This window comes from Parasutterella excrementihominis YIT 11859, assembly GCF_000205025.1.
In the GTDB taxonomy this organism is placed as follows: domain Bacteria; phylum Pseudomonadota; class Gammaproteobacteria; order Burkholderiales; family Burkholderiaceae_F; genus Parasutterella; species Parasutterella excrementihominis.
The window spans coordinates 66,663-93,463 of the sequence record NZ_GL883760.1 but is presented as its reverse complement, the minus strand read 5'-3'; the positions used below and the strand labels follow the sequence as shown (position 1 = coordinate 93,463).

At 52.5% G+C, this 26,801-nt stretch carries 22 protein-coding genes; 14 read left to right on the top strand and 8 right to left on the bottom strand.

Translation table 11 applies throughout. The features are described from left to right. Positions 1-22 precede the first annotated feature (22 nt). Genes mtnA through HMPREF9439_RS11805 form a run of 5 tightly spaced genes read left to right on the top strand, consistent with a single transcriptional unit; the run spans position 23 to position 3,732 of the window. Positions 23-1,102: an S-methyl-5-thioribose-1-phosphate isomerase gene (gene mtnA, locus HMPREF9439_RS11825; protein WP_008865023.1), complete on the top strand. Its 1,080-nt coding sequence runs from the start codon at positions 23-25 to the stop codon at positions 1,100-1,102. Beyond that, positions 1,095-1,787 carry a class II aldolase/adducin family protein gene (locus HMPREF9439_RS11820; RefSeq protein WP_008865022.1) on the top strand — a complete coding sequence of 231 codons (693 nt, stop codon included), beginning with the start codon at positions 1,095-1,097 and terminating at the stop codon, positions 1,785-1,787. Before mtnA ends, HMPREF9439_RS11820 begins: the two co-directional genes overlap by 8 nt. Continuing rightward, positions 1,774-2,034 (top strand): hypothetical protein, encoded by a 261-nt coding sequence (locus HMPREF9439_RS13525; RefSeq protein ID WP_008865021.1) that lies wholly within the window; start codon positions 1,774-1,776, stop codon positions 2,032-2,034. Before HMPREF9439_RS11820 ends, HMPREF9439_RS13525 begins: the two co-directional genes overlap by 14 nt. Beyond that, the gene (locus HMPREF9439_RS11810; protein WP_008865020.1) at positions 2,018-2,524 is read left to right on the top strand and encodes a hypothetical protein; all 507 of its coding nucleotides are present in this window, start codon (positions 2,018-2,020) and stop codon (positions 2,522-2,524) included. Before HMPREF9439_RS13525 ends, HMPREF9439_RS11810 begins: the two co-directional genes overlap by 17 nt. 14 nt (positions 2,525-2,538) lie before the next feature. Then, the gene (locus HMPREF9439_RS11805) at positions 2,539-3,732 is read left to right on the top strand and encodes a sugar transporter (RefSeq protein ID WP_008810208.1); all 1,194 of its coding nucleotides are present in this window, start codon (positions 2,539-2,541) and stop codon (positions 3,730-3,732) included. A gap of 72 nt (positions 3,733-3,804) precedes the next feature. Here HMPREF9439_RS11805 and aspS read toward each other — a convergent pair whose 3' ends face one another. From aspS to fusA, 3 genes are all read right to left on the bottom strand, one after another. Beyond that, positions 3,805-5,598 carry an aspartate--tRNA ligase gene (aspS, locus tag HMPREF9439_RS11800; RefSeq protein WP_040603670.1) on the bottom strand — a complete coding sequence of 598 codons (1,794 nt, stop codon included), beginning with the start codon at positions 5,596-5,598 and terminating at the stop codon, positions 3,805-3,807. 122 nt (positions 5,599-5,720) lie between these two features. Next, positions 5,721-5,966 carry an FmdB family zinc ribbon protein gene (locus HMPREF9439_RS11795; protein WP_021868173.1) on the bottom strand — a complete coding sequence of 82 codons (246 nt, stop codon included), beginning with the start codon at positions 5,964-5,966 and terminating at the stop codon, positions 5,721-5,723. Positions 5,967-6,178: 212 nt separating this feature from the next. Further along, on the bottom strand, positions 6,179-8,230 hold the full coding sequence (gene fusA / locus HMPREF9439_RS11790; protein WP_008810205.1) for an elongation factor G: 2,052 nt from the start codon (positions 8,228-8,230) through the stop codon (positions 6,179-6,181). A gap of 140 nt (positions 8,231-8,370) precedes the next feature. Here fusA and HMPREF9439_RS11785 point away from each other — a divergent pair, with 140 nt between their 5' ends. From HMPREF9439_RS11785 to HMPREF9439_RS11765, 5 genes are all read left to right on the top strand, one after another. Next, positions 8,371-9,213, top strand: a complete 843-nt coding sequence (locus tag HMPREF9439_RS11785; RefSeq protein ID WP_008810204.1) for an inositol monophosphatase family protein — start codon at positions 8,371-8,373, stop codon at positions 9,211-9,213. Between the two features lie 137 nt (positions 9,214-9,350). Then, entirely contained in the window at positions 9,351-10,754 is a 1,404-nt protein-coding gene (locus tag HMPREF9439_RS11780; RefSeq protein WP_008810203.1) for an efflux transporter outer membrane subunit, read from the top strand. Further along, positions 10,744-12,045 (top strand): efflux RND transporter periplasmic adaptor subunit, encoded by a 1,302-nt coding sequence (locus HMPREF9439_RS11775; RefSeq protein ID WP_008810202.1) that lies wholly within the window; start codon positions 10,744-10,746, stop codon positions 12,043-12,045. The genes HMPREF9439_RS11780 and HMPREF9439_RS11775 overlap by 11 nt, the downstream gene beginning before the upstream one ends. Then, entirely contained in the window at positions 12,045-12,752 is a 708-nt protein-coding gene (locus HMPREF9439_RS11770) for an ABC transporter ATP-binding protein (protein ID WP_008810201.1), read from the top strand. Before HMPREF9439_RS11775 ends, HMPREF9439_RS11770 begins: the two co-directional genes overlap by 1 nt. After that, positions 12,746-13,951, top strand: coding sequence for an ABC transporter permease (locus HMPREF9439_RS11765; RefSeq protein WP_008865015.1), 1,206 nt, complete (start codon positions 12,746-12,748; stop codon positions 13,949-13,951). Before HMPREF9439_RS11770 ends, HMPREF9439_RS11765 begins: the two co-directional genes overlap by 7 nt. A 57-nt stretch (positions 13,952-14,008) precedes the next feature. Here the strand turns inward: HMPREF9439_RS11765 and HMPREF9439_RS11760 are convergent, their stop codons facing one another. Together HMPREF9439_RS11760 and HMPREF9439_RS11755 are read right to left on the bottom strand one after the other, a co-directional pair. Continuing rightward, positions 14,009-14,536, bottom strand: a complete 528-nt coding sequence (locus HMPREF9439_RS11760; protein WP_008810199.1) for a single-stranded DNA-binding protein — start codon at positions 14,534-14,536, stop codon at positions 14,009-14,011. A 103-nt stretch (positions 14,537-14,639) separates the two neighbouring features. Next, entirely contained in the window at positions 14,640-15,125 is a 486-nt protein-coding gene (locus HMPREF9439_RS11755) for a single-stranded DNA-binding protein (RefSeq protein WP_021868174.1), read from the bottom strand. Between the two features lie 315 nt (positions 15,126-15,440). Here HMPREF9439_RS11755 and uvrA point away from each other — a divergent pair, with 315 nt between their 5' ends. The 4 genes from uvrA (at position 15,441) to HMPREF9439_RS11735 (ending at position 25,004) form a co-directional block, all read left to right on the top strand. After that, positions 15,441-18,251, top strand: coding sequence for an excinuclease ABC subunit UvrA (uvrA, locus tag HMPREF9439_RS11750; protein WP_040603669.1), 2,811 nt, complete (start codon positions 15,441-15,443; stop codon positions 18,249-18,251). Between the two features lie 22 nt (positions 18,252-18,273). After that, positions 18,274-19,563 (top strand): glycerate kinase type-2 family protein, encoded by a 1,290-nt coding sequence (locus HMPREF9439_RS11745; protein WP_008810196.1) that lies wholly within the window; start codon positions 18,274-18,276, stop codon positions 19,561-19,563. A gap of 217 nt (positions 19,564-19,780) precedes the next feature. Continuing rightward, entirely contained in the window at positions 19,781-23,722 is a 3,942-nt protein-coding gene (gene purL, locus HMPREF9439_RS11740) for a phosphoribosylformylglycinamidine synthase (protein WP_008810195.1), read from the top strand. A 142-nt stretch (positions 23,723-23,864) separates the two neighbouring features. Then, positions 23,865-25,004 carry a hypothetical protein gene (locus HMPREF9439_RS11735; protein ID WP_008865011.1) on the top strand — a complete coding sequence of 380 codons (1,140 nt, stop codon included), beginning with the start codon at positions 23,865-23,867 and terminating at the stop codon, positions 25,002-25,004. Positions 25,005-25,116: 112 nt separating this feature from the next. On the opposite strand, the gene HMPREF9439_RS11730 is transcribed toward HMPREF9439_RS11735, so the two are convergent. The 3 genes from HMPREF9439_RS11730 to HMPREF9439_RS11720 form a co-directional block, all read right to left on the bottom strand. Next, on the bottom strand, positions 25,117-25,707 hold the full coding sequence (locus HMPREF9439_RS11730; protein ID WP_021868176.1) for an HdeD family acid-resistance protein: 591 nt from the start codon (positions 25,705-25,707) through the stop codon (positions 25,117-25,119). A 67-nt stretch (positions 25,708-25,774) separates the two neighbouring features. Next, positions 25,775-26,212 carry a DUF2721 domain-containing protein gene (locus HMPREF9439_RS11725; protein ID WP_008810192.1) on the bottom strand — a complete coding sequence of 146 codons (438 nt, stop codon included), beginning with the start codon at positions 26,210-26,212 and terminating at the stop codon, positions 25,775-25,777. Between the two features lie 10 nt (positions 26,213-26,222). Next, a complete protein-coding gene (locus HMPREF9439_RS11720; protein WP_008810191.1) occupies positions 26,223-26,663 on the bottom strand; it encodes a DUF2721 domain-containing protein in 441 nt (146 codons plus the stop codon). Between the last annotated feature and the right edge of the window lie 138 nt (positions 26,664-26,801).

The following is a 26,801-nucleotide window of genomic DNA, read 5'->3' as shown; positions in this document are numbered from 1 at the left end:
GTATGCTTGAGAAGGAGAGTGTGTGAGCGTCGAATTTAATTCCCCGTACACTGTTTTTATTGACGAAGCCGAGCGGCGCGTGACGGTGTTGGATCAGAGACTTTTGCCCCACCGTGTAGAGCACGTTGATCTTAAAAATGCACAAGAGGCGGCTGAGGCGATCCGCGATATGACGGTTCGCGGAGCCCCTTTGATCGGCGTGACGGGCGCAGCCGGAATGGCTTTGGCTGCAGATGAAAGCACCGAGACAGGATTTTTGATTGAGGCCGCGAACCTCTTAAAGAGTGCGAGGCCGACTGCCGTCAATTTGAACTGGGCCGTCGACTTTATGCTCAAGAGGCTGAAAGGAATGGAACCGGACCGCAGACGAAAAGCGGCTTGGCACTTAGCCGCCGAGATCTGTGAGCAAGAGCGAACGATGAGTATTCGTCTTGCTAAACACGCTCAAACAATTATTGAGGCGCTTTATTTAAAGCTCGGCAGGCCGCTTAATATTCTCACGCACTGCAACGCCGGAAAGCTTGCGACCGTGGAACTCGGAACCGCAACGGCCGGCATTTATACGGCATTTGAGGCCGGAATTCCGCTGACGGTTTATGCCGATGAAACGCGTCCCCGACTTCAGGGCACGCTGACCGCCTGGGAGCTGAAGGCCGCAGGTATCCCTGTTTGTTTGATTGCAGATAATGCAGGCGGCGAGCTCATGAGGGAAGGCGGAATCGATCTGGTGATTGTCGGAGCCGACCGCATTGCGGCGAACGGAGATACGGCAAATAAGATCGGAACCTACTTAAAAGCGTTGGCGGCGGCAGATAATCAAATTCCTTTTTATGTTGCGGCACCGATATCGACGTTCGACTGGACGGCAAAGAGCGGAGGAGATATTCCGATTGAAAACCGCTCCGGTGACGAAATACGCTGGGTGCGAGGTGTTGATAAACACGGACAGGAGGCGGAAGTCTGTATCACCGATCCCGGCATCGCAACCGTGAATCCCGGCTTTGACGTCACACCGGCACGCTTGATTACCGGATTCATTACGGATCGCGGCGTCTTTGCGCTGGAAGACTTGAAAGATTTAAGGATGAACAGTCATGTTTGAAGATAAGGAAGAAAAGGGGAGAGAGGAAATCATCGACTACGCCTTAAAACTGAGTCGAGCAGGTCTTAATGTTAACAGCAGCGGAAACCTCTCTGTACGGTTTGATTCTCCGGAAGGCAAAGGTTTTTTGATTACGCCCACAGGACTGCCCTATGACGAAACCGAACCGGAAGATTTGGTGCGGATTTTATTTACGGACAACGGCTGCTATAAGGCGGTAGGAAGCCGCCAGCCTTCATCTGAGTGGAACCTGCATGCTTTTCTTTATCAGACTCGTCCCGATATCAATGCCGTTGTACACACGCATTCTCCGTACGCAACCATGCTTTCCTGCCTGGACGAGGCAATTCCTCCGTTCCATTACATGGTTGCAGCTGTGGGAGGCGATACGCTTCCCTGCGCACCCTATGCTACGTTCGGCTCCGTGGCCTTGGCAGAAGGCTGTCGCGATACGCTGGGCAAAGATCGCTTGGGGTGCCTCCTTTCGCATCACGGCAGCGTGGCAGCGGGCCGTAACTTGAAGCAGGCTTACGCTGTTGCTTTGGAAATCGAATCGCTTGCTCGGATGTGGATGAATCTTAAGCAGATCGGAGGCTGCCCTCTGATTGATAAAGAAGAGATGGCGCGAGTGAAAGAGCAGTTTAAGACCTACGGACAGCAGGAGAAAGGCCATGAAGAAGGCTGAGGCGCCGGCGCCTAAGTGGTGCACTTGGGAAGGCTCTCCCATTGCATGTACGGAAAAAAATAAGGTGATGGCCGAGAATCTTGAAGAAATCAAAGGATACCTTCAGGATGCTATCGACGACGCTGTTCTTATGGGATGCTCAGAGGCCTCTTTCCGAGAGGCCTACTTGGACCTTATTCGCAACCTGCATTCCCAATACCCTGAGCAGAAAGCTCGGGCTGGAGAAGAAAATGACAAAGTTTTATAAACTGATTTTGGTTTGCTGCGCGGCGCTGTTTTTGACGGCTTGTGCACATCCCGACATGATTAAGCTGAACGACACATATGACCACACTGTTAAAGAGCTCGGAGTTCCCGACTCTACGACACGGCTCCCCGACGGATCGATTCGAATCGTTTACTCCATGCAGCCGATGGGCCAGACTTCCTACGTGATGATCTTTAATCCGGAAGGCAGATTGATCTTTAAGGATCAGCTTCTGCAGCAAAAATACTTCAACCAGATCAAGCCCAAAGTCCAGGACAGTCAGGACATCTACACGATGTTCGGAAAGCCCTGCGAACAATGGCATTACAGGAACTTAGGCGAACACACTTATATGTACCGCTACCTTGACGAATCCGGATTCCCGATGGCCCTATGGGTCGACTTTGACGACAAGGATGATAAAGTTCTGCGTTACGTTTTAAGTATTGATCCTTGGGTCCAGAGAGACGCGGATCAGCGTGATTTCTAAAAGTTTTTGGTTAGATGCACACTCCTCAGCAGCACAAGTTCGGATTTAAGGCCTGGATTCCGACGATCGGACTGGCCTTTGCCGCTTTCGTATTTAACACTTCTGAATTTTTACCGGTCGGCTTATTGCCGAACATTGCAGAATCGATTCATGAGTCCGTCTCAAAAACCGGCCTCATCATTACGGTTTACGCCTGGGTCGTATCCCTGTTGTCGCTTCCGCTGACAATATTGACAGCAAAGCTGGAGCGACGCCGGCTGCTGCTTTGGCTCATTGTGATTTTTGCCCTGAGTCATTTTGTGGTTTTGTGGGCCGATACGTTTGAAAAACTCATGGGCGCACGAGTCTGCGTCGCGGTAACGCATTCCATTTTTTGGTCCATCATGACGCCGCTGGCAGCAAGGGTGGCGCCTTTCGGAAAGCAGGCTTTCGGCTTGGCGGCGGTGATGGGAGGCTCGATTGTCGCAACGGTGCTGGGCGTTCCGATCGGAACCCATCTCGGACAGCAAGTCGGCTGGCAGGGATCCTTCTTCATCGTGGGTATGGCAGCGGTATTGGTCTGGGTCATTATTTTTTTCTCGCTGCCTGTCTGTACCAGCAATCGAGCCGGTTCTTTAAAGAGTCTTCCGTCCTTGTTTAAGCGCCCGGCGCTTGTGCAGCTATACCTACTGACCATGGTCGTGATTTTGGGGCAGTTCACGGTGTATTCCTACATCACGCCGATCCTGATGAATGTCGGTCACCTGTCCGAGAATGCCACGGTCTGGTTCCTGTTTATTTTCGGTATTGCCGGCATTATCGGAACGGTCATTAGTTCCAGAACAGTGGATAAGCACCGCTCAGGCACGCTGGTGATTCCGATGCTGATCATGACGGTCTGTGTCGGACTGCTGACGGTTACCTCATCGCATTTCGGCGCCCTCGTCATCCTCGGTACCTTCTGGGGTGCTTCGATGACGGCGATTTCGATGGCATTTCAAACACTGCTGCTGGATACGGCGCGAGATGCCGCCGACGTGGCGACATCCATGTTCTCCGGCATTTTCAATATCGGTATCGGAGGCGGAGCTTTTATCGGAAGCCGAGTGTCTGCTGAGTTCGGTTTCGCCACAGTTCCCTATGTTGCCTGTGCACTTATCGGTGTCTGTGTGCTGGCCTGTGCGGCGATTTGGCTGAAGCGAGGCTCGGCGATCTTGCCGACTCGCTAAGATGAATATACGAATACCGCACAAATGAAAACGGCCCTCCGTCGGAGGGCCGTGAATCAAAAGAGATTCAGATTATTCCTTCTTGTGTTCGTTGCGCAGACGGATGTGAAGCTCTCTCAGCTGTTTTTCATCAACAGGAGAAGGAGCCTGTGTCAGCAAGCACTGTGCACGCTGTGTCTTCGGGAAGGCAATCACGTCACGGATGGAATCGGCACCGCACATCATGGTGACGATACGGTCAAGACCGAAGGCTAAGCCACCGTGGGGAGGTGCACCGTACTGCAGAACGTCAAGCAGGAAGCCGAACTTGGCACGGGCTTCTTCCGGACCGATCTTGAGAGCGTTGAATACCTTGCTCTGAACATCAGCCTTGTGGATACGGATGGAGCCGCCGCCGATTTCCCAGCCGTTGAGCACCATGTCGTAGGCTTTGGCGAAGCAGTTTTCCGGATCGGTAACGAGTTTGTCTTCGTCGCCGTCTTTCGGGCTGGTGAACGGGTGATGGCAGGCAACCCAGCGTTCTTCTTCCTCGTCGTACTCGAACATCGGGAAGTCGATGACCCACAGAGGTCTCCATCCTTCTTCAAACAGACCGTGAGATTTGCCGAATCCGGAATGACCGACTTTCAGACGCAGAGCGCCGAGGGAGTCGAAAACGATCTTCTTGCGGTCGGCGCCAAAGAAAATGACGTCGCCGTCCTGAGCACCGGTTCTTTCGATGATGGCCTTGAGGACATCGTCGGAAAGGTTCTTAACGATCGGGCTCTGGAGACCTTCTCTTCCGGCCTTGATGTCATTAACTTTGATGTAGGCCAGCCCCTTGGCACCGTAAATCTTAACGAATTCGGTGTAGCCGTCGATTTCGCTGCGGGGCATGGAAGCGCCGTGAGGAACGCGGAGAGCCATGACGCGGCCGTCGTTGAGTTCGGTAGCGGATCTGAAGACCTTAAAGTCAACGTTGCTCATCAGATCGGTGAGATCTGTGAGTTTGAGCTTGACGCGAAGGTCGGGCTTGTCGGAACCGTAGTTGTTCATTGCATCCGTCCACAGCATGATCGGGAACGGATTGGGCAGGTCGACATTGATGGCTTCTTTGAAGACGGCGCGGATCAACTCTTCCATCAGGGCGCGGATTTCAACTTCGTTCAGGAAGCTGGTTTCAATATCCACCTGAGTGAATTCAGGCTGACGGTCAGCACGAAGGTCTTCGTCACGGAAGCATTTAACGATCTGGTAGTAGCGGTCAAAGCCTGCGCACATCAGCATCTGTTTGAAGAGCTGAGGAGACTGCGGCAGAGCATAGAAGTGGCCGTCGTGAATACGAGAGGGAACCAGATAGTCGCGGGCGCCTTCCGGAGTGCTCTTGGTGAGCATCGGAGTTTCGATGTCGATGAAGCCGTGCTTGTCAAGGAAACGGCGGAAAGCCATTGCAGCTTTGTAGCGGAGCTTCATATTGCGCTGCATCGGCAGACGACGAAGGTCGAGCACACGATAAGTCAGACGTGTGGTTTCGGAGAGATTTTCGTCATCAAGCAGGAAGGGGGGAGGTGCGGAAGGATTCAGGATCTTGAGTTCCTGAGCCAGCACTTCAACGCCGCCGGAGATGAGGTTTTCGTTGCGAGTGCCTTCCGGACGAGCACGAACCAGGCCTTTAACCTCCACAACGAATTCGTTACGGACTTTATCGGCAGTTTCGAAGACGTCGGGACGATCCGGGTCGCAGACGATTTGGACCAGGCCTTCACGATCGCGCAAATCGATGAAAATAACACCGCCGTGGTCGCGGCGGCGATGGGCCCAGCCGTAGAGGGTGACAGTTTGACCGAGGAATTTCTCGTCAATCAAACCTGCATATTCAGTACGCATTAAAAACTCCGCAAAAGCGAGCACTTTTCGTGCTCTATCAATAAATTCCCGTTCATTCTAAACAATGGGTACCCAAAATGACAATTCAGTTGTATGTCTTTCGGATTCGGGAGTAAGGCAAATCACTTATCTTTTTTAGCAGGGCAATTTTCATTGCAGTGGGAGGCAGGCAGGGCTGCAGAAGATCCGCCCTTAAAGTCTGTAGCATACCAACCTTTTCCCTTGAGCTCGAAGCCGGGTGCCGAAAGCTGCTTAACCATCGTTTCCATGTTGCATTTCGGACAATGGGTAATAGGAGCATCGGAGTATTTCTGCAGAACATCTTTTGTGTAGCCGCAGTTAGAGCACTTGTAAGAGTAGATAGGCATTTCGCTTAAATAATAGAAGCTAAAAAATTTAAAAAACACGGCAAGGAAGGAGGCTTTCGCCAAGTCTTTGTCCGTGCTGCATAAGCTAGACAATTATAGAGCGGCGGGTTTTCTTCCTCACTAACCTTGAGAAGAGATTGAGGACGGCGCCGCGGAAATAAGAAAAGGCCCGCAAAACGCGGGCCGAAAAGACTTATTCAGTCAGGACGGGATTATTCGTCTTCATCCTTCCTGTGATAGTTGGAGGCCAACTCAACCTGGCGCTGCATCGGAACAGGAGCGTATCCGGCCAGTTCCATAGAGTAGCTGCCGGCACCCTGAGTGATGGCATTCAGACGAGCGGCATAACCGTCGAGCTCGGACAGAGGCACCGTGCCGGAGATGATCATCATGCCGCCGGCCATGTTGGCGGTACCGGTTACCTGACCTCTGCGGCTGGCGAGGTCGCCCGTGATGTCACCCATGGCGCTGTCCGGAGCAACAATCTCAACGTCAACGATCGGTTCAAGGATCGTCGGTTTTGCTTTGGACAGAGCGTCAAGCATGGCTTTTCTGCCGGCAGAGACGAAAGCAACTTCCTTGGAGTCAACTGGATGGCTCTTACCGTCATAGACGACAACGCGAACGTCGTGGATCGGATAACCGGCAACATAGCCTGTATCCAAAGCGTCACGGACGCCTTTTTCTACAGCCGGGATGAAGTTGTACGGAATTGCGCCGCCTTTGACTTCGTCAACGAATTCGAAACCGGCCCCGCGTTCACGCGGTTCAATGCGAAGATAGACTTCACCGAACTGGCCGGCGCCGCCGGTCTGTTTCTTGTGGCGGGCGTGGCCTTCAGCACCCTGAGCAATGGTTTCACGGTACGGGATGCGAGGTGTACGAGTGTTGACTTCAAGCTTGAACTGCGCAGCCATTCTTTCGAGAACGCTTCTTAAGTGTTGAGCGCTCAGACCGCGAAGAACGGTTTCGTTCAATGTGGTGTCGTGTTCGAGTTCGAGTGTCGGGTCTTCGGACAGGAGCTTATGCAGAATGTCGGAGAGACGGCCTTCATCGCCGCGGCGAGCCGGAGAAATTGCTAAGCCGAACATGGGTTTCGGGAAGCTCAGCGGTTTCATCTTGATGTTGTCGTGCTCGTGAGAAGCATGAATCACGCTGTCGAACACGAGTTCGTCGACTTTGGCGATAACACCGATATCGCCCGGCACCAGTTCGCGAACTTCAGTGGTCTCTTTGCCCTGAAGAATCATCGGGTGAGAAACTTTGATCGGCTTCTTGTTGTCGTTAACAAACAGCTGATCGTCACGGCGCAGGGTACCCTGATGGATACGGAACACACCGACCTTGCCGACGTACGGGTCATTAACTACTTTGAAGACGTGAGCAACCAGCGGGAGCTCAGGATCGGACTTAAGTTCAACGTCATTTCCGTTTTCATCGGTGAAGAGCGGAGCATTGGCTTCGGACGGATTCGGGAGGTGGCGGACCATCACGTTGATGAGGTCGTCGACACCAGCGCCGGTCTTGCCGGAGACGAAGCAGATCGGGATGATGTGGCCTTCGCGGAGTGCTTGTGTCAGCGGAGCGTGTAGTGTGCTCGGATCAGCTTCACCTTCTTCAAGGTATTTTTCCATAGCGGCGTCGTCGACTTCCACGACCTGTTCGATAAAAGCGCGATGGACTTCGGGTACGCTCATGAAGTCGGCTTCACCTTCGTCTTTGGAGAAGCAGTCGATTACACGGGCGCCGTTGTTGGCGGGCAGGTTAATCGGCATGACTTCCTGGCCGAAGGCTTCTCTGAGCTCTTCAACCAGACGCGGCAAATCTAAGTGTTCTGCGTCAATCTTGTTGACGATGATCATGCGGTTGAGATTGCGTTCCTTGGCCCAATCCATCATGCGGCGGGTCATGAGCTGAATGCCGGCGGTGGCGTCCACCACAATGGCGGCTGTTTTAACAGCGTCGAGAGCACCCAAGGCCTGACCGACGAAATCTGGGTATCCCGGAGTGTCGATCATGTGCACACGAACTTCCTGTCCGTTTTCGTTGTCTGCTTCGAAGTGCGTACAGGCTGCACGCAGAGAGTGCTGAACCGCTTTTTCGAGCGGGTCGGAGTCGCAGACGGTTGTGCCGCGTTCGACAGAACCGCATGTAATGATCATGCCTGCTTTGGCAAGAATTCCTTCCGCCAAGGTGGTTTTTCCGCTACCGCCATGGCCGACCAAGGCAACTGTTCTGAGATTTTCGGTTGAGAAAATAGGCATGATGCTTTTTCCTTTCTTATGAAATTAATTGACGTATCCTTTGATTGTGAAACAATCAATCGTCTTTGTCGAGAATAATTTGACAAATGACCGATTTTTGCCGAGAGGCGACTTTAACAAAGATGGGAGAAAGCGGAGAAATGTCTGAGAAAAAACAATCCTACTGCGCCGGCTGTTCAGAGGCGGAATTAAAACTCTTTGAGCCGGCAATCAAGAAATTAATCTCCTTGGCTAACGAAGAAATTCTCCCCCGTTTCCTGGCAGGCACGGAAGTGTTCGACAAGAAAGATCACACGCCGGTGACTGCTGCCGACCGAGGCGCCGAAAAGGTTATGCGTGAATGGATTGAGGCGCATTTTCCTACGCACGGCATCTTCGGAGAAGAATTCGGGATCAAAGAAGCCTCGGGCGACAGTTTTCCGCGCTACCGCTGGATTTTGGATCCGATCGACGGCACTCGCGCGTTTATCCATAATGCCTTCCATTTCGGTACGCTGATTGCCGTGGAGCGAGATGACGGCAACGGATTTCAGCCAATGCTCGGCGTGATTTCACATCCCCACGTCGGCGTTTGGCTCATCGGAGATGGGGAGCGGGCGATTTTGCACGGTCCGGACAGCAAGGTTCGTCAAGTGCACTGCAAAGAAACCAAAAATCTTGCAGATGCGACGCTTGTCGTGACGTCTCACTGGACGACTCCGGAGCAGAAGGGCGGAAAAGAGATGCAGTCTCTCATTGACGAAGTTAAGCTCTACCGCACATGGGGCGACTGTTTTGGCTATTTCTCGGTAGCAACAGGCGGTGCGGATATCATGATTGACCCGGATTTGAACTACTGGGATGTCGCAGCACTAGTACCTGTCATCGAAGGCAGCGGGGCCAGACTCGTGAGCATGAAAGGCGGCAATCCTCTTAAAGATTTATCGGCAGTCGCGACCAATGAATATCTGCTTCCTGAAGTTCTTCGTAAGCTCGCTAACTAATGCTTGCTAAATTATTTGAAGTTGTTGCACTTGTTCTCAAAAGACACAATTAATTTCAAACCTTAAATAATTGAAAAGGGAAAACTTTTGGGTTTTTGAGAAACTTGAGGATGAGACAATTTATATAAGAAGTCCCTATGAGAAACAGTACCGGTCTTATCCTCTCGCTCTTATTTGGGGCCTTGAGCGGCTGTGTATCCATCCCTCAATTCCAAATAACCGAACAGGATAAAAAAGTAATTCCCGACCAGTGGAGCGGCAGTCCCGCCCTCAAAGCAACGAAGGCTGCCGACCTCTCCGAATGGTGGTCAACTTGGAGCGATCCGGAAATCGCTCGCTTGGTTGCGGCCTCACAGGCGGCTAATACGGATGTTCGATCCGCACAGGAAAATCTTCGTTACGCGCAAGCTTCGATGACGGTAGCCAATGCCGGTCTGTTCCCGACACTTGACGGCAACTACCGAGCCAGCCGCAGCCACTCTCTCGGCCACGGCTCCAATGCCTTTTCCATCGGTCTGAACGTTAGCTGGACAATCGATGCCGGCGGTCGTTTTGCGGCCTCAGAAGCAGCGTTCTCCGACTACTTGTCTTCTCAAGCGAGTTTGGGAGATGTTCAGACTCGAATCGCAGCTGAAGTGGCCCGCGCCTATGTCAATATGCGGCTCGCTCAGAAGCGGCTGGACGTAGCTCAGGAAAACGCCAAAACTCAGCAGGAAGCACTGGATATCGCCAATTGGCGTTATTTATCCGGACTTGTTCCTTCGACCGATGTCGATCAGGCGCGCACTTCCTTCGAGCAGACTCGTGCTTCGATTCCCGTGTATCGAGCTCAGGTCATGCAGTACCGCAATTTAATCGCTCGCCTAATCGGAACCACGCCCGAGGCAGTTAACCCGACTTCGACGGCTCCGATTCCCCAGCCGCCGCGTAATTTAGCGCTCAATATTCCGGGCGAGACGCTTCGCAATCGTCCGGCGGTGCGTATGGCAGAAGCAAAAGTGATGAGCGCTCTGGCGCGTTACGCACAGGCTAAGTCGGCGCTATTCCCGAGTCTTTCGATCGGCGGCTCTTTCGGACTCTCGGGATCGATCATGGGCCAGCTCGGTGAATGGGGCACTCATAATTCGAATGGTTTTGGCTCACTGACGCTGCCGATCTTTAACGCCGGATCTCTCATGGCGCAGGTTGAGCAGCGCGATGCTCAGGCAGCTCAAGCCAAAATTGACTATGAAGCGAGTCTGCTCACGGGCGTTCAGGATGTAGAAGACGCGCTCAACAAAGTGTGGTCTCAGGAAACCCGTAAAAAATCATTGGTCGTTGCCGACGAGTCGGCACGAAACGCTGCGACAGCCGCACGGCAGAATTACAGTGCCGGCCTTCAGGACTTCACCGTCGTGCTGACGACCCAAAGAACGCTTTTGACTGTTCAGGAATCCCTTGCGAGTGTGGAGGCTGAAATTGCACAAGGCTACATTGACCTTTACACCGCGTTAGGCGGAGGGTGGACGGTTCCTCAGGAGTTTAAAAATAATGACAGATAAAACAAATACAACCAAAGCGCAGAAAACGGATATTGAAGGGCTGTTGGGCGCCGATAAAGTTAAGCCGCTCTATGAGCGAGGTAGCTTCTGGCTTGTTCTTCTGATTCTCTTAGGCATCCTCTTTGCCGTTTACTACTTTTTCTTCAGAGGCAGTCAGGGACAAGTCGGTTTTGTCACTCAGCCTCTGACCAAAGGGAATCTGACGGTTGAGGTCTCCGCCAACGGAACGATCAATCCCATTCGAACCGTGTCGCTAGGCAGCGAACTGTCCGGTATCGTTCGAAAGGTTAATGTCGACGTGAATGATCAAGTCAAAAAAGGCGAAGTTTTGATTGAGCTCGACGACACCAAACTGAAAGCTTCGGTAGAGCGAGCCAAAGCGAGCCTGGATCTTTCTAAGGCCACATTGGCAGAGTCCTTGGCAACGTTGAAAGAAGCCAAGGCCAAACTGTCGAGACTTCAGGAAGTCAGACGTCTTTCCGGCGGCAAGAGCCCGAGTAAGACCGAAATTGATGCTCAGGAGGCTTTGGTTGCCAAAGCTCAGGCTTCCGTTCAAAGCGCCCAAGCAAAAATCACGGACAGTGAGCAGGCGCTGAAGTCGGCAGAAAGCGACTTATCCAAGACCCATATCAGTTCCCCGATTGACGGCGTTGTTTTAGCTCGCTCCGTTGAGCCGGGCTACGCGGTTGCCGCGTCGCTTCAAGCCGTAGAACTTTTAAAGCTTGCGACCGATCTTAAAGATCTCGAGCTGCAGGTGAACGTTGATGAAGCTGACGTCGGAGCGGTGAAACCGGGCCAGAAGGCCAGCTTTACAGTAAGCGCCTATCCGGATCGAAACTTCCCGGCCGAGCTGAAAAAAGTTGCTTTTGGATCAACAAAGACGGATAACGTGGTGACTTACGTTACTTACTTGGATGTCAAGAATCCGGACCTTCTGCTGCGCCCGGGCATGACAGCGACCGCAACGATTCGTACCGTCGCATTAAAGGATGCACTGCTGGTACCTAATACTGCTTTGAGATTCAGACCCACTGTTTCTTCGGAATCTAAGGCGCCGGCAATGAACGTTTTCGGACCGCCGATGAGACGAAGTGTGCGCAAGAGCGCCGGTTCTGTGACGAGCCCCAACGCTTCGCAGAAGAAGGCGGAAGTCTATGTAGAGGAAGACGGCCACGCCGTTCCGGTTCCGCTGGTTGTCGGCTTTACGGACGGCAAGATGACCCAAGTGCTCGAAGGCAAGCTTTCGGCCGGTGATAAGGTTATCGTTGACCAAAGACGCGGAGCGAAATAATGAGTTCCGGAGAAAAGCCGCTTGTCCAGTTAATCGGCATCGGCAAGCGCTACGGGACCGGGCCGACTGCATTTGATGCGCTCCATCACGTGGACTTGAGCATCAATGCCGGAGAGTTCGTTGCGATTATGGGTCCGAGCGGTTCAGGAAAATCGACAACGATGAACATCATTGGTGCCTTGGATACGCCGACACGCGGACAGTATTTATTCAACGGTTTTCACGTCGAACACTTTACGCGTGATCAGCGAGCGCTCTTACGCCGTCAGTATCTAGGTTTCGTTTTTCAGGGGTTTAATCTGCTGCCCCGCACCAGTGCGATCGAAAACGTTGAGCTTCCTTTGCTTTACCGCGGAGAACCAGCCAAAGTACGTCATGAAATGGCGCTGGAAGCTTTGGATAAAGTCGGCCTGACGCAGTGGAAAGACCACACGCCTGCCGAGCTTTCCGGCGGTCAGCAGCAGCGTGTTGCCATTGCGCGCGCCATCGTGACGCACCCGAAACTGCTCCTTGCAGATGAGCCAACGGGAAGTTTGGATTCGCATCGAAGCGTTGAAATCATGAAGCTTCTCCAAAAACTCAACGATGAAGAAGGCATTACGGTTGTATTGGTGACACATGAGCCTGACATGGCCAAATACGCGAAACGTATCGTTCACTTCGTGGACGGTACCGTAGCTTCGGATCAGGAGAACAAACCATGTTAGGCAACGCTCTTCTTCTTGCGCTCAGACAAACATTCCGAAATCCGATGCGGTCGATTCTGACCGTGCTTGGTATTGTGATAGGCGTGGCGGCAGTGATTACGATGGTCACCGTCGGAAACGGCGCGACTCAGCAGGTGCGTGATCAGATTGCCTCATTGGGATCGGACTCGCTGATGATTCGTCCCGGCCAAAGGTTGGGTCCGGGGCAGTCTGTCGGTGCGCCGTCTTTCAAAGAATCGGATGCGGAAGCCTTGGCGACACAAATCGCCGGTATCAAAGCGGTAGCGCCTTCGCGCACATCCACTCAAGTCGTCGTGGCAAACGGTAAGAACTGGTCGACCTCCGTGATCGGAACGACCAACGACTATTTTTCCATCAATAATCTGACGATTCAGGAAGGCAGAAATTTTGAGCAGTCTGAGCTTAGGGCCGGAAGTGCGGTCTGTGTCATCGGACAGACGGTTAAAAAAGAGCTCTTTGAAAACCACGATGCTTTGGGCAAACTGCTACGCGTCAAAGGCTTCTCCTGCCAAATCATCGGCGAGCTTGAACAAAAAGGCCAGTCCGGCATGGGAATGGACAAAGACGATGTTGTCATTATTCCTTTGAACACTTTCCAGCGCCGCATCAGCGGAAATGTTCGCATTCCTCTGATTACCGTGGCGGTGGAACCCGGCAGTGATATTGAACGCGTCAAAGAGAGTTCTCGGCTTCTTCTGCGAGAAAGACGCTCTTTGTCGAGTTCTGAGATGGACAACTTCAATATTCTTGATACCTCGGAGCTGATTGAAACGATTTCCAAAACTACGCAGGTGCTGACGATGCTTCTCGGTGCCGTGGCAGCGGTCAGTCTTTTGGTCGGTGGCATCGGCATTATGAACATCATGCTGGTAAGTGTGACGGAGCGCACAAAAGAAATCGGTGTGCGTTTGGCGATCGGCGCGACCGAGCGGGAAGTGCTGCTTCAGTTCCTTGTGGAATCCATCATGCTCGCCTGCTTCGGAGGCCTGCTCGGAGTTATCTTGGCTTTCGGCGCTTCTGTTTTGCTGACGCACTTCATGGGCGTGCCTTTTATTTTCAGTCCCGGCATCAACGTGCTGGCATTCTGCTTTGCCGCGTTTATCGGAATTATTTTCGGTTACTTTCCGGCCCGTAGAGCGGCTCAGCTCGATCCGATCGAGGCCGTTCGCCACGAATAGCTGTTCTCCGGACAAAGAGAAAGCCGCCCGCGGGCGGCTTAACCATATGTGGTCTTGTTAGAACGGAATTTCGTCTGCTTCAAAATCATCCGTCGGCGCGGCCGAAGGAACCGGAGCTGCCGGCTGAGCAGGCGCTGCAGGACGTGCGGCCGGGGCGCCGGAAGTAAATTCAGAGCGGCGCGGAGCGGCCGGAGATTCAAAACCGTCACCGCTGCTTTGCGGTGCGTAGCTTTGACCGCCTCCGACTACGTCGGATTTTCTGTCGATCAGCTGCAGCGTATCAGCCAAGATTTCGGTGGAATAGTGTGTCTGTCCGTCTTTTTCCCATTTGCGAGTGCGAAGGCGGCCTTCCAGATAAACGCGAGAGCCTTTCTTCAGATACTGCTGAGCGATTTCAGCCTGGCGACCGAAAAGGACCACACGGTGCCATTCCGTTTCTTCTACGCGCTCCTGAGTTTCTGCACTTCTGCGATAAGAGGTCGTAGCGACGCTCATCGAAGTGATTTGAAGGTTGTTTCCGGAAAAACGGGTTTCAGGATCCCGGCCGAGATTGCCGAGAATAATTACTTTATTTACAGAAGCCATTGTTAATTCTTCCTCATGTTGATCGTTTCATTCTAACGACAACCTTCGGAAATAAAAACACAAAACTGTAAAAAAGCCGCAGAAAAGCGGCTTGAAATCAAGATTAGAACGGAGGTTCTTCGTCGTCGAACGCGTTCTGAGTTTTAGGCTGAGAAGCATACTGGTTTCCGGAGGAATATCCGCTGCTGCGTGAAGCGCTTCTGCTCGGAGCGTAACCGGAATTTCCGTCAGAGAAGTTTCCGTCGGCGGGAGAATCCTGGCGGCGGTCAATCAGCTGCAGCTGTTCTGCAACGATTTCAGTGACGTAATGCGTTTGTCCGTCTTTTTCATATTTTCTAGTGCGGAGCCGCCCCTCGATGTAAGCGCGGGAACCTTTTCGGAGATACTGTTGAGCGATTTCGGCCTGACGTCCGAACAATGTCACTCGATGCCATTCGGTCTCTTCAATTCTGTCCTGACTTTCTGCGGAGCGTCTAAAAGAAGACGTCGCCAGACTTAAAGATGCGATAGGAAGCTGATTAGCAGAGAAACGGACTTCAGGATCGCGTCCGAGCGTACCGAGAAGGATGACTTTGTTCACAGAGGCCATGATTTTCCTTTTGAAGAGATAAAAGATGCGGCCGGCTGATTTTCCGACCGAGCCGCACATTTTAACGATCCGGAAGAAAAACGAACGGAGCAGACGAGGATGAACTCTCCTGCACTCACGTGCGCGAAGATTGTGAGGAACTGGCACGCCTTACCAGATGCTCCTATCACGCGAACCTCACCAGTTCGACCGCCATCTATCCTCGCGTTCACCCATAGGGAATTCCGCGGTATTCGTTAAAGTTGGCTCCACGGGTGGGTAAAGGTGAAAGCCATGAAGAATTTAGCTAATATGCTCACACAAAAGGAAAAACCGATGTCAGAAATCCGAATCCGCGGAGCGCGAACACATAACCTAAAGAATATCGATATCGATATTCCCAAGGACCGTCTTGTGGTCCTTACCGGCGTTTCCGGTTCCGGAAAGAGTTCCTTAGCATTTGACACGCTCTATGCCGAAGGACAGCGGCGCTACGTCGAGAGTCTTTCCTCATATGCCCGTCAGTTTCTTGAGCTGATGGAAAAGCCGGACGTAGATCTTATCGAAGGGCTTTCTCCCGCCATTTCAATCGAACAGAAAGGCGCGAGTCATAATCCTCGCTCGACGGTAGGAACGATCACGGAAATCAATGATTACCTCCGATTGCTATTTGCCCGCATCGGCGTGCCGTATTGTCCGAACCACGATATTCCTCTGAAAGCACTCCCGGTTTCTGAAATTGCCGATAAGATTCTTCTGAAATATCAGGGCAAGCGAACCCTGCTGATTGCACCGGTTTCAAAGGGCAGAAATTCAAATGTCGCCTCTTTGTTAGAGGACTTGCAGGCACGGGGCTACACACGTTTCCGCATTGACGGCGAAATTGTGACGATTGATGAGCTGCCGAAACTCGAAGAGGGCGCTCATACCTTAGATATTGTTGTTGATCGTCTAAGGGTCAAAGAAGATTCGCGTCAGCGTATTGCTGAAGGCGCGGAAGCGGCCTTGAGACTGTCGGACGGAAAGGTCATCGCATTTGATATGGATGACAATGAAGAAGAAGTCTTTTCCGACCGATATGCCTGTCCTTACTGCGGATACTCGGTTCCCAAGCTCGAGCCTAAACTTTTCTCATTTAACAGTCCAACCGGCAGTTGTCCGACTTGCAACGGCATGGGAGAGGTCGACGGCTGGGATATCAATAAAGTAGTTGAATTTCCCGAGCTCTCCCTAAGAAGCGGTGCGGTACAGGGCTGGAGCTGCACGCAGCCGTACAACTTCACGCTGCTTCAGGATTTATCTAAAGCAAAGCATATTTCATTGGATGAGCCTTGGGAAAAACTGAGTCCTGAGGCGCAGGAAATGGTTTTGTACGGCAGCAAGGACAAGATATCGCTGACCTTCTGCAGTCCGAAGGGAGAGAAGATCACTCGCGAGCAGCCCTTCGAAGGCATTATTCCGATGTCGAATCGGCGTTTTGAGACAACTGAAAGTTCTGCAGTGAAAGCCGATCTTGAAAAATGGCGTTCGCTTCAGACTTGTCCTGCTTGTCGCGGCGCCCGACTTAATGAGGCTGCACGCAGCACTTACATCGGTTCGGGAGAGCACAAAAAAGCCATTCAGGATATTTCGGCGCTTCCGTTGGACAAGGCAGAGACTTATTTCCGAACGCTCAAGCTCGAAGGCGCGTCTCTGGATATCGGTAAAAAGCTCATCGACGAAATCCTGTTTCGTCTGAAGTTTTTAATTGATGTGGGGCTGAGCTATCTCACCTTGGATCGACGGGCAGACACACTTTCCGGCGGTGAAGCGCAAAGAATTCGATTGGCCGGTCAAATCGGTTCGAGACTGAGCGGAGTTATTTATGTACTCGACGAGCCTTCTATCGGTCTCCATCAAAGTGATAACGATAAGCTGATTCACACGCTGAAAACGCTGAGAGATCTTGGCAACAGTGTGGTTGTTGTAGAGCATGACGAGGACACCATCCGAGCTGCCGACTACGTTGTGGACATGGGCCCGGCTGCCGGCGTGCACGGCGGAGAAGTCATTGCTGCGGGGACGCCGAAAGAAATCGAAGCCGATCCCAATTCCCTGACGGGAGCTTACCTCAGCGGCAGGCTTAAAGTTCGCCAAAATACGGAGCGAAAGAAACCGGACGGCGGGTTCTTGGAGGTCAAAGGCGCTTCGGGCCATAACCTGAAGAATGTAGATGTTTCCGTGCCCGTAGGTCTTATGACCGTTGTGACAGGCGTGTCCGGCTCGGGCAAGTCGACCTTAGTGAACCAGACAATTTACAACATCGCCGCTCATGCTCTGAACCGTGCGCAAACTCAGCCTTGTCCCTACAAATCAGTGTCGGGTCTCCAGTTTTTCGATAAAGTCATCGCTGTAGACCAGAGTCCCTTCGGACGGACGCCTCGTTCCAACCCTGCAACCTATACCGGCGTTCTTGCGGGTATTCGTGATTTATTTGCGGAAACTCCGATTGCGAGAGAGAGGGGATACGGGTCAGGACGTTTCTCCTTTAATGTCAAAGGCGGTCGATGTGAGGCCTGCGAAGGCGAAGGTCTGGTAAAAGTCGAAATGAACTTTTTACCTGACATGTATGTTCCATGTGACGTTTGCGGTGGTACCCGCTACAATCGTGAAACGTTGGAAGTTGAATACAAAGGAAGAAATATTGCGGAAGTGCTGGATCTGACCGTAGATGAAGCCTTGGAGGTCTTCTCGGCGGTTCCGGCAGTTGCGAGAAAACTGCGGACCCTCGCAGATGTCGGACTTGGTTATATCAAGTTAGGACAAAGTGCGACAACGCTCTCCGGCGGAGAGGCTCAGCGCGTGAAACTGGCGCATGAACTTTCCAAGAGGGGAACGGGGAAAACACTGTACGTACTTGATGAGCCGACGACCGGATTGCATTTTCACGACGTTTCGATGTTGCTGTCGGTGTTTAAGAAACTGCAGGATGCGGGGAATACGTTATTGATTATCGAGCACAACTTGGATGTTATCCGAGCGGCCGATTGGATTATTGATATGGGTCCGGGCGGCGGAGAGGACGGAGGAACAATCCTTTTTGAAGGAACGCCGGAAGAATTAATAGAAATCCCCGCTAGTAAAACCGCCCGATATCTAGGAAACTAAGAATGATAAAGCAGAGGTTCCCTTGACTAAAGAAAAAGACCGTTTTGAAGAGCTCCTCGTAGAGTCCTTCTATGTAGCAATTGATGCCGCAGATCCTCATAAGGTTGTGCCGCCTCATATCCCTTCAACCTTCCAAGGAGATGTGGTTGTCGTCGGTGCAGGAAAGGCTGCCGCCAGTATGGCTGCAGCGGTGGAGCAGGCTTGGCCGGAAAAAGATTTAACGGGCGTGGTGATCACGCGCCACGGCCATTCGGAGGAGACTCATAAGATTCAGGTACTTGAGGCTTCTCATCCGATTCCGGACAAATCAAACTTGGAAGCAACGCAGAAGATGATGGATCAGCTCGACCATCTGAAAGAGGGCAGCTTGCTGCTTGCCTTGATTTCGGGCGGCGGCTCCAGTCTTCTTTCTCTTCCTGTCGAAGGCGTCACCATTGAAGATATTCGGAAGGTGACGGAGGATTTGCTGAAGTCCGGCACTTCCATCGACCATATCAATGCTGTCCGCAAACACGTTTCACAGGTGAAAGGCGGTCAGCTCGCATTGGCTGCCCGCGCTAAAGGTGCCGAAGTCCTTTCTCTGATTATTTCGGACACCGTCGGCGACAATCCCTCCGATATCGCCTCCGGACCATGTGCCGAAGACTTCTCCACTTATGCCGATGCTCTGTGGTATCTGAGCCAGGCGCATGTCGAAGCTCCTCCCTCGATTTTGAATCACCTGCGCAACGGTGCTCGCGGCATTATTCCCGAGACTCCTAAAATCGGTGATCCGAGAATGCGCGGCGTCAAAAATAAGATCATTGCGAACTCTTTCAAAGGTCTGCAAGTCGCAGCAGCTTTCTTTAAGGAGAAAGGCATGCGTCCGGTTATTATCGGCGACGGTATTACCGGTGAAGCAAAAGCGGTTGCTCAGCAGGTTGCCCGCAAAGTTCGTCTCGAACTCTCCAAGCCGCGCCGCAAACCGGTGGTGCTTTTATCCGGCGGAGAGTGCACGGTAACGCTGACCGGCCGACGCATCGGTAAGGGCGGCCCGTGCTCAGAGTTCCTGCTGGCGCTTGCTCAGGAACTCAAGGGTGAGCCTATCTACGCCATGGCTACAGACACCGACGGTGTGGACGGGAACGGAGAGGCCGCCGGTGCAATTCTGCGTCCCGACAGCATGGCTAGAGCCGAAGAATTGGGCTTAGATCCCCAGCAGTACCTTGAGGAACATAATGCAGAGGAATTCTTCGGCAAACTCGGTGATTTGCTTGATACCGGCCCCACAAGGACCAACATCAACGATTACCGTGTCATCCTTATCCCGTAATTGAGACCGACATATGCAAAAAATATCCCAAGGAATTCTGAGTATTCGGAGCCTTGGGATTTGTTGTTTTTGGCCTAAGCAGCAGTACCGAGGCAAACCGTTTCGCCAATGGTCCGAAGCAAGGTCGAAAATATTAGAATACTGACTCCAAACCTCTTTCAATCTTGATCCACAATCCCGGAGGAAGCGAATTCCCCCACAGGAACAAAGCTTAAAAATGAGCAATACGACACAGTTACGCCTCGATGCCTCACGTGCACTTTCCGACTTTAGGACTGAACGTCTTTTGAAAAAGATTCAAAAGATCTGTCCGGAAGTTGTTACTCTCAACAGCCGCTATATTCATTTTGTCAATGTAGACGGCGCTCTTTCCTCTGAAGAGTTTCACACGCTGGTATCGATCCTCGACTACGGTGAAGAAGCAATTGTTACTGCTTCGACCGAGCGTTTCATGGTTATCCCGCGTTTGGGAACGATCTCTCCCTGGGCTTCTAAGGCAACGGATATCGTTCATAACTGCGGACTCAGAAAAGTGCTTCGAGTGGAACGAGGCACTTGCTATGAATTGATTTTGAAAGGAAATGCCGTCCTCAAGCCCGAGGAACGTGAGGCAGTTGCTGCCGTTCTGCATGATCGCATGACAGAGAGCGTCGTGAGCCCGGACGTGAATCCGGCCATCGTATTTGCCGATGCCAAAGGCAAGAGCATGCAGTCTATCGACATTATCGGGAAAGGCAGGGAAGCGCTTGAGAAGGCAAACATCGAACTCGGCTTGGCATTAAATGAAGACGAAATCCAATACTTGATTGATGCGTTCACCAAGCTGAACCGTAACCCCACAGACGTGGAGCTCATGATGTTTGCTCAGGCTAACTCCGAGCACTGCCGTCATAAGATTTTTAACGCCAGCTGGACCATCGACGGAGAAAAGAAAGACAAGTCGCTCTTCTCCATGATCCGCGAAACGCATAAGGCTCATCCGGAAGGAACTATTGTTGCGTACTCCGACAATGCGGCTATTTTCGAGGGCGGCGATACCGCCCGCATGTACCCGCGCGGCAATGAAGACGCCGTTGGCGGCCGTTCTTATTCCACCGTGGTTGAACCGACACACTCGGTTTTCAAAGTAGAAACGCATAATCATCCGACCGCGATTTCTCCGTTCCCCGGCGCCTCAACCGGTTCCGGCGGCGAAATTCGTGACGAAGGCGCGACCGGCCGCGGTGCAAGACCTAAAGCCGGCTTAACCGGTTTTACCGTTTCCGCTCTTCGAATTCCGGGCCACGAACAAGGCTGGGAAAACGACCGTGACGTCAGCAAGGCTTCCGAAGCCGCTCCCTACTACGGCGCACCTTCCCGTATGGCCTCTCCGCTTGAGATCATGATCGAGGGTCCGCTCGGCGGCGCTGCATTTAACAACGAATTCGGCCGCCCCAACATTCTTGGGTACTTCCGCTCTTTCGAAGCCAACGTTGACGGAACTCGCTACGGCTATCACAAGCCTATTATGCTGGCCGGCGGCTTGGGCAACATCCGCAACGATCAGACACATAAACTCGGACTTCCGACAGGCACGCTCCTTGTGGTGCTGGGCGGTCCGGGCATGCGTATCGGTATCGGCGGCGGTGCAGCCTCTTCTATGGGCGCCGGAGCCAACAGTGAATCCTTAGACTTCGCCAGCGTTCAGCGCGGCAACCCGGAAATGGAACGCCGCGCTCAGGAAGTAATCGACCGCTGCTGGGAAGCCGGTGAAGAAAATCCGATTCTGGCAATTCACGATATCGGGGCCGGAGGTCTTTCCAACGCGATGCCGGAACTGGCAGACCTTTCCGGCAAGGGCGCAAAACTGGATCTGAACAAAGTTCCGGTTGAAGAAAGCGGCATGAGCCCGCTCGAGATTTGGTGCAACGAGTCTCAGGAAAGATATTCCTTGGCGATTGATCCGGCACGTCTTGAACAGTTTGATCAGTACTGCAAACGTGAACGCTGTCCCTACGCTGTTTTAGGTGAGATTTCTGCCGACGACGAATTGGTCGTTACGCGCGGTCCCGGCGAAGAACCCGCCGTGGATATGCCGATGAGCGTCTTGCTCGGCAAAACGCCGAAGATGCACCGCGATGCCGAACACGCCGAACCCGTGAAGATGGAAACGGATAAAGCAGTCGATACACGCAAAGCTTTGTATGAAGTTTTGGCTCATCCGACCGTCGGAAGCAAGAAGTTCCTGATCACGATCGGCGACAGAACGGTCGGCGGCATGACTGTCCGCGATCAGATGGTCGGTCCCTGGCAGGTTCCGGTTGCGGATGCTGCCGTGACGGCCGTTTCCTTTGAAGAATTCAAGGGCGAAGCAATGGCGATGGGCGAGAAAACGCCGATTGCCGTCTCCAATGCGGCTGCAGCAAGCCGTATGGCGATCGGCGAAGCGCTGACGAATCTGGTCAGCGCCGACGTAAATCTCGACCGCATCATCCTGTCTGCCAACTGGATGGGTGCCTGCGGCGCCAAAGGCCAGGACGCCGCGCTTTATGACGGCGTCAGTGCGGCAAGCTGCTTCTGTCAGGAGTTAGGCGTCAGCATCCCCGTCGGTAAAGATTCTCTTTCCATGAAGACTTCCTGGAAGGATCAGGCCGGAGAGGCGAAGACCGTCGTGTCCCCCGTTTCTTTGGTAGTTTCTGCGGCAGCACCGGTATATGACATTCGAAACAACCTTCTGCCGATGTTTGCCGAAACGGTTCGCGACAGCTCCCTCCTGCTGATTGACCTCGGACACGGCAAAGATCGTCTCGGCGGCTCCGTCTACTCTCAGGTGACTCAGCGCTTTGATTCCGTCACTCCGGATATGGAAGACCCCAAAGAGCTGAAAAAGTTCCTGGAATTGATTCGCTCTCTGTCTGCTAAAGGCGCCATCCTGGCTTATCACGACCGCAGTGACGGCGGCTTAGCTGCGGCACTCTGTGAAATGATGTTTGCCAGCCACGTCGGCGTTGAAATTGTGGCTGATGCCCTTGTGAGCAAAGACCGCACGCTTAACCAAGCATTGTTCAACGAAGAACTCGGTGCCGTCATTCAGGTGGCCCGCGGGCGTGCCGCCGAAGTGGAAAGAGACTTCGAGGCTGCCGGTATGGGCTGGTCGCTGAAGTATCTGGGCAACCTGACGCAGGATGACCACCTCAATATTTATCTTGAAGGCAAATGCGTTCTCTCTGAAGACCGCGTCGACCTGCAGAAAGCTTGGAATGAAGTCAGCTGGCAGATTGCCAGAATGCGTGACAATCCCGAATGCGCCGACAGCGAATACGCTCTGATCTCTGACAAGCACAACGGCGGCTTAGTGCTGACGATGGGCTTTGATCCTGAAGAAAATCTCGCTGCTCCGTTTATCAACACCGGCGTTCGTCCGAAAGTTGCGATTTTGAGAGAGCAGGGCGTTAACAGCCAAAACGAGATGGCCAGTGCCTTCCTGCAGGCAGGCTTTGATGCCGTTGACGTGCATATGACCGACCTCCTCGAAGGCCGAGCCAAACTTGCCGACTTTGTGGGTTTAGCAGCCTGCGGCGGTTTCTCCTACGGTGACGTGTTGGGCGCTGGCGGCGGATGGGCAAAGACCATTTTGCACAACGCCAAGCTGCAGAGTTCATTCCGCCGCTTCTTCGAAACGCCGACAACGTTTACGCTGGGCGTCTGCAACGGCTGTCAGATGATTTCTCAGCTCAAGGATCTTATCCCCGGTGCCGAGCATTGGCCCGCTTTCGTCCGCAACCTGTCCGAGCAGTTCGAAGCTCGTTTGGTCAATGTCAAGATTCTCGAGTCACCGTCTATCTTCTTCACGGATATGACCGGCGCCACCCTTCCGATCGTGAACTCTCACGGTGAAGGACGTGCGTATTGGGCCAATCCGCTCGACGAGGCTGAAGCGATCTGCGCCGCTTGCTACGTGGATTCCAAACAGACGCCGACGGAAATCTATCCGCTCAATCCGAACGGCTCTCACGGCGGTAAGACAGCATTTACGACGGCCGACGGACGCGCTACGATTATGATGCCTCATCCTGAACGCAGCTGGCGTGCAACCCAGATGTCCTGGCGTTCACCGCTTCTGAAGAACGTAACGCCTTGGGCAAGAATCTTCCAGAACGCTCGTTTCTGGGTCGGTTAATTTTTTATCAATCTTGAACAGGAGGCTCCTTCGGGGGCCTTCTTTTTTCGGCGGCTTAAAGCGGTCTTGAAAAAAGAGCGGTAAATCGTTCTCGGTGTACACTCTGCCGAACACAATGAATTGAAACGGAAGGATTTTGCATATGACAGACAAGACAGAAAAACAGGCTTCTCCGGGGCCTTTTGACGACAAGAATTTAGGCGAGCTTTTTCAGATTGCATTAGTCAATGCACCTTCTCCGTCAAAGAACGCTTTTAATTGGGGCGCCTTCAAACCCGAAGCCGTCAAATCTCCGGCGGATCTTCCTCCGTATTTAGTTTTCGGTCCGCTGAACGAAGGTACTTTCCTTTTGACTCCTGAGGGCTGGAGAGCGGAATGGTCTGACGCTCAGCAAAAGGCCAAAATTACGCTGAATTGGGGCGCTAACACTCACCGCTATACGGCCACTCAGGTTTGGGAAGGCGAAGAGGGCAGCGCAACGGAACAGCCCGATACCACGCCGCTGATTCAAGTCTTTGCCATGCTTTACGAAAACGGCCTCCCATCCATGTGGGATCAGCTGGCAAAGAAAAAAGCCGAAGAGATGTACCATCTGACTTGGCTTGTGGGCGATAAGAGACTGCCGACTTATTTTGCCGCTCCAGACGGCATTTTCCGCGTCATCAGTTTCCCGGTCATGATTAAGAACCTTCGTCATGCTCAGTCCATCTTAAAGAGCATTGCCGAGAAAAATCCTTCTTATGGGTTCTATGCCATTGCCAACCTCATGGAACAGGACGTTTATTACGAGATCGGCAAAGCTCCGGACTGGACCTCCGACATTGCGCTGTGCATGACTCAGTCCATCGGGGAAACCGGTCTTATTCCCTCCGGAGTTCCGTCCTCGGAGACAATCGAGGGTAAAGAATACATTCACTTGGAACGCGACGTGATGATGCTGAACATCTCCGTGCCGTTCGCTCATATTTTCGAAATGCTCAAAGACTTGTCGGAAACTCCGATGCCGATTCTGCCGGCTTACGAAGCTCCGATGAGAAGAGAAACACTGCCGGTTATTCTGCCGCAGGGTTTGTCTGAACGCCTGAACTCCTTCACCCTCGATGACACTATTCAGGGCATCCGTGTGCAGTACAGCTATCCGGTTCAGGAAGCTTCTTTGGATGACCTTCTTAAGCTCGACAGCGCAGATCAGATCGATCGTCTCGAGAAATTCTCCGATCACATGCTTGATCAGTTAACGGCTGATGTTCAGAAAGAATCGGAAAAAGACCTGAAAGAGTGATCTGAGGTCTGAAAGGGCATCCGGCGAGCTGTCGGGTGTACTAAATCCGAAAAATAAAAATCCCGCTCTGCGAAACCGTAACGCGGGATTTTGAAATTCTGGATGCTACAAGTCACTTGTTGTCGTTGTCGTCGTCCGGAAGAGCTCTGACTTCAAGTCCGAACATAAGTGCGGTCCATCCGTCGAAGATCAGTTCGATTGCAACGAAGATGCCGAAGATCCAAGTGGCACTCTGAGGCCATCCCCACCACAGGCAGCCGCCTAACAGTAAGGAAACGATAGCGGAGAAGAGCATCAGACCCCAGCCTTTTGCATCCGTGTTAGATAAGGCTGCCCAGCACTTAACCAAACCGATGGCGATGAAATAAGAGGCCAGGAAGAGCGTGAGTGTTTCAGTTCCGGCAATCGGATAGAACATCAGAAGCAGACCGGTTAAAGCGGTCAGAAGGGCAAGGATAATAGCGGCGGTTCTTGCACCCCAGCCTTCTGCTTTCCAGAAGAGGGCTAAGCCGGTGGCACCGGAAACCAAAAGCATTGCGCCGATAAATATCGTGACGCCAACCGAGAATGCGATCGGGGCAAATAATCCGATCGTGCCGAGGACGATACAGAAGATACCCCAGCCGATCATTGCACCGCTGCGCTTCTTAAGAGGCTTCAGCAGTTCATTTACCACACGATTGTTTGCGTTATTTTGTGTCATATTTTCCTCCAATGACGATGATTCCATCATCGCCTTTTTGGAGGAAATATTCAGCGGAGCTGCACCACTATGAGCCTCTCGCGATGCGGATGGAGGTATGGATGGTCTTCAGAGAGATTTGGATTTCCAGCACAAAGAAAATGGTGGAGACCACAATGAATACAACGGCGGTGAGCAGCATGGTGGATTTCCAGACCTCCAAGTTGAGGCCCGAAAGATGCTCGAGAATCGTCACCAAAACGAGAATGCCGGAGAAGGCCGCTGAAGTGGTCACAGCCAGAATCGCATTCTTTAACAGGTGGCTGCGTTCATAGGTGAGCCGGATAGCCTTCTCAAGAACCGGATCAACTGCCGGAGCTTTTTGGCGGCGCTCTTTAAGCAGGGCGCGTACTCGGTCAGTGGTGTAGTTGTAGCGGGCTGTCATGGCAAGCAACAGCAGGCCGACACCGGAAATCAGAGTGATCGGGGTCAACGCATCGGAAAGGGTTACCGCATAAGAAATCATGCTCAGTCTCCTATTGCGGTCTGTTGTGGTGATGGACGGTCAGGCCGAGCGCTTTCACGGAAACCTGAACTTCACTGACGTAGATGCAGCTCGAGATCACGATAAAGATCACGGAGGCCAGCAGCATCGTTGATTTCATCAGGGATAAGTCCAGGCTGAAGAGGCGTTCGATTACGATTACCAAAACCTGAAGACTGCTGAAAGCGGCCGAGATCATCAGTGTCAGGATGCCGGTTTTCAGCAGGCTGGCACGCTTGTAAATAAGGTCGATAGACTGGTCGATTTCTTCGTGGAAATCTTCGGATTCCTCTTTTCGTTCAGCCAGAAGCTGACGGATGCGGCTTGTGGCATGGCAATAGCGCGCAGACATGGACACCAGCAGCAACCCCACACCGGAAATGAGTGTTACTGGCGCGAGAGCGTCTGAGAGCGTCGCACTGAACTCAACCATTATTTTTTCTCCTCACGTATATGAACGAATTTTAGGCGACAAGGAGCCTAATTAAGGCTTTTCGCTTTTAGAAAGGAAAAGAAAAAGGTTTTTGCGAATTAAAATAGGGTTTTTCAGGGGCGCTTTTAGACAATTTAT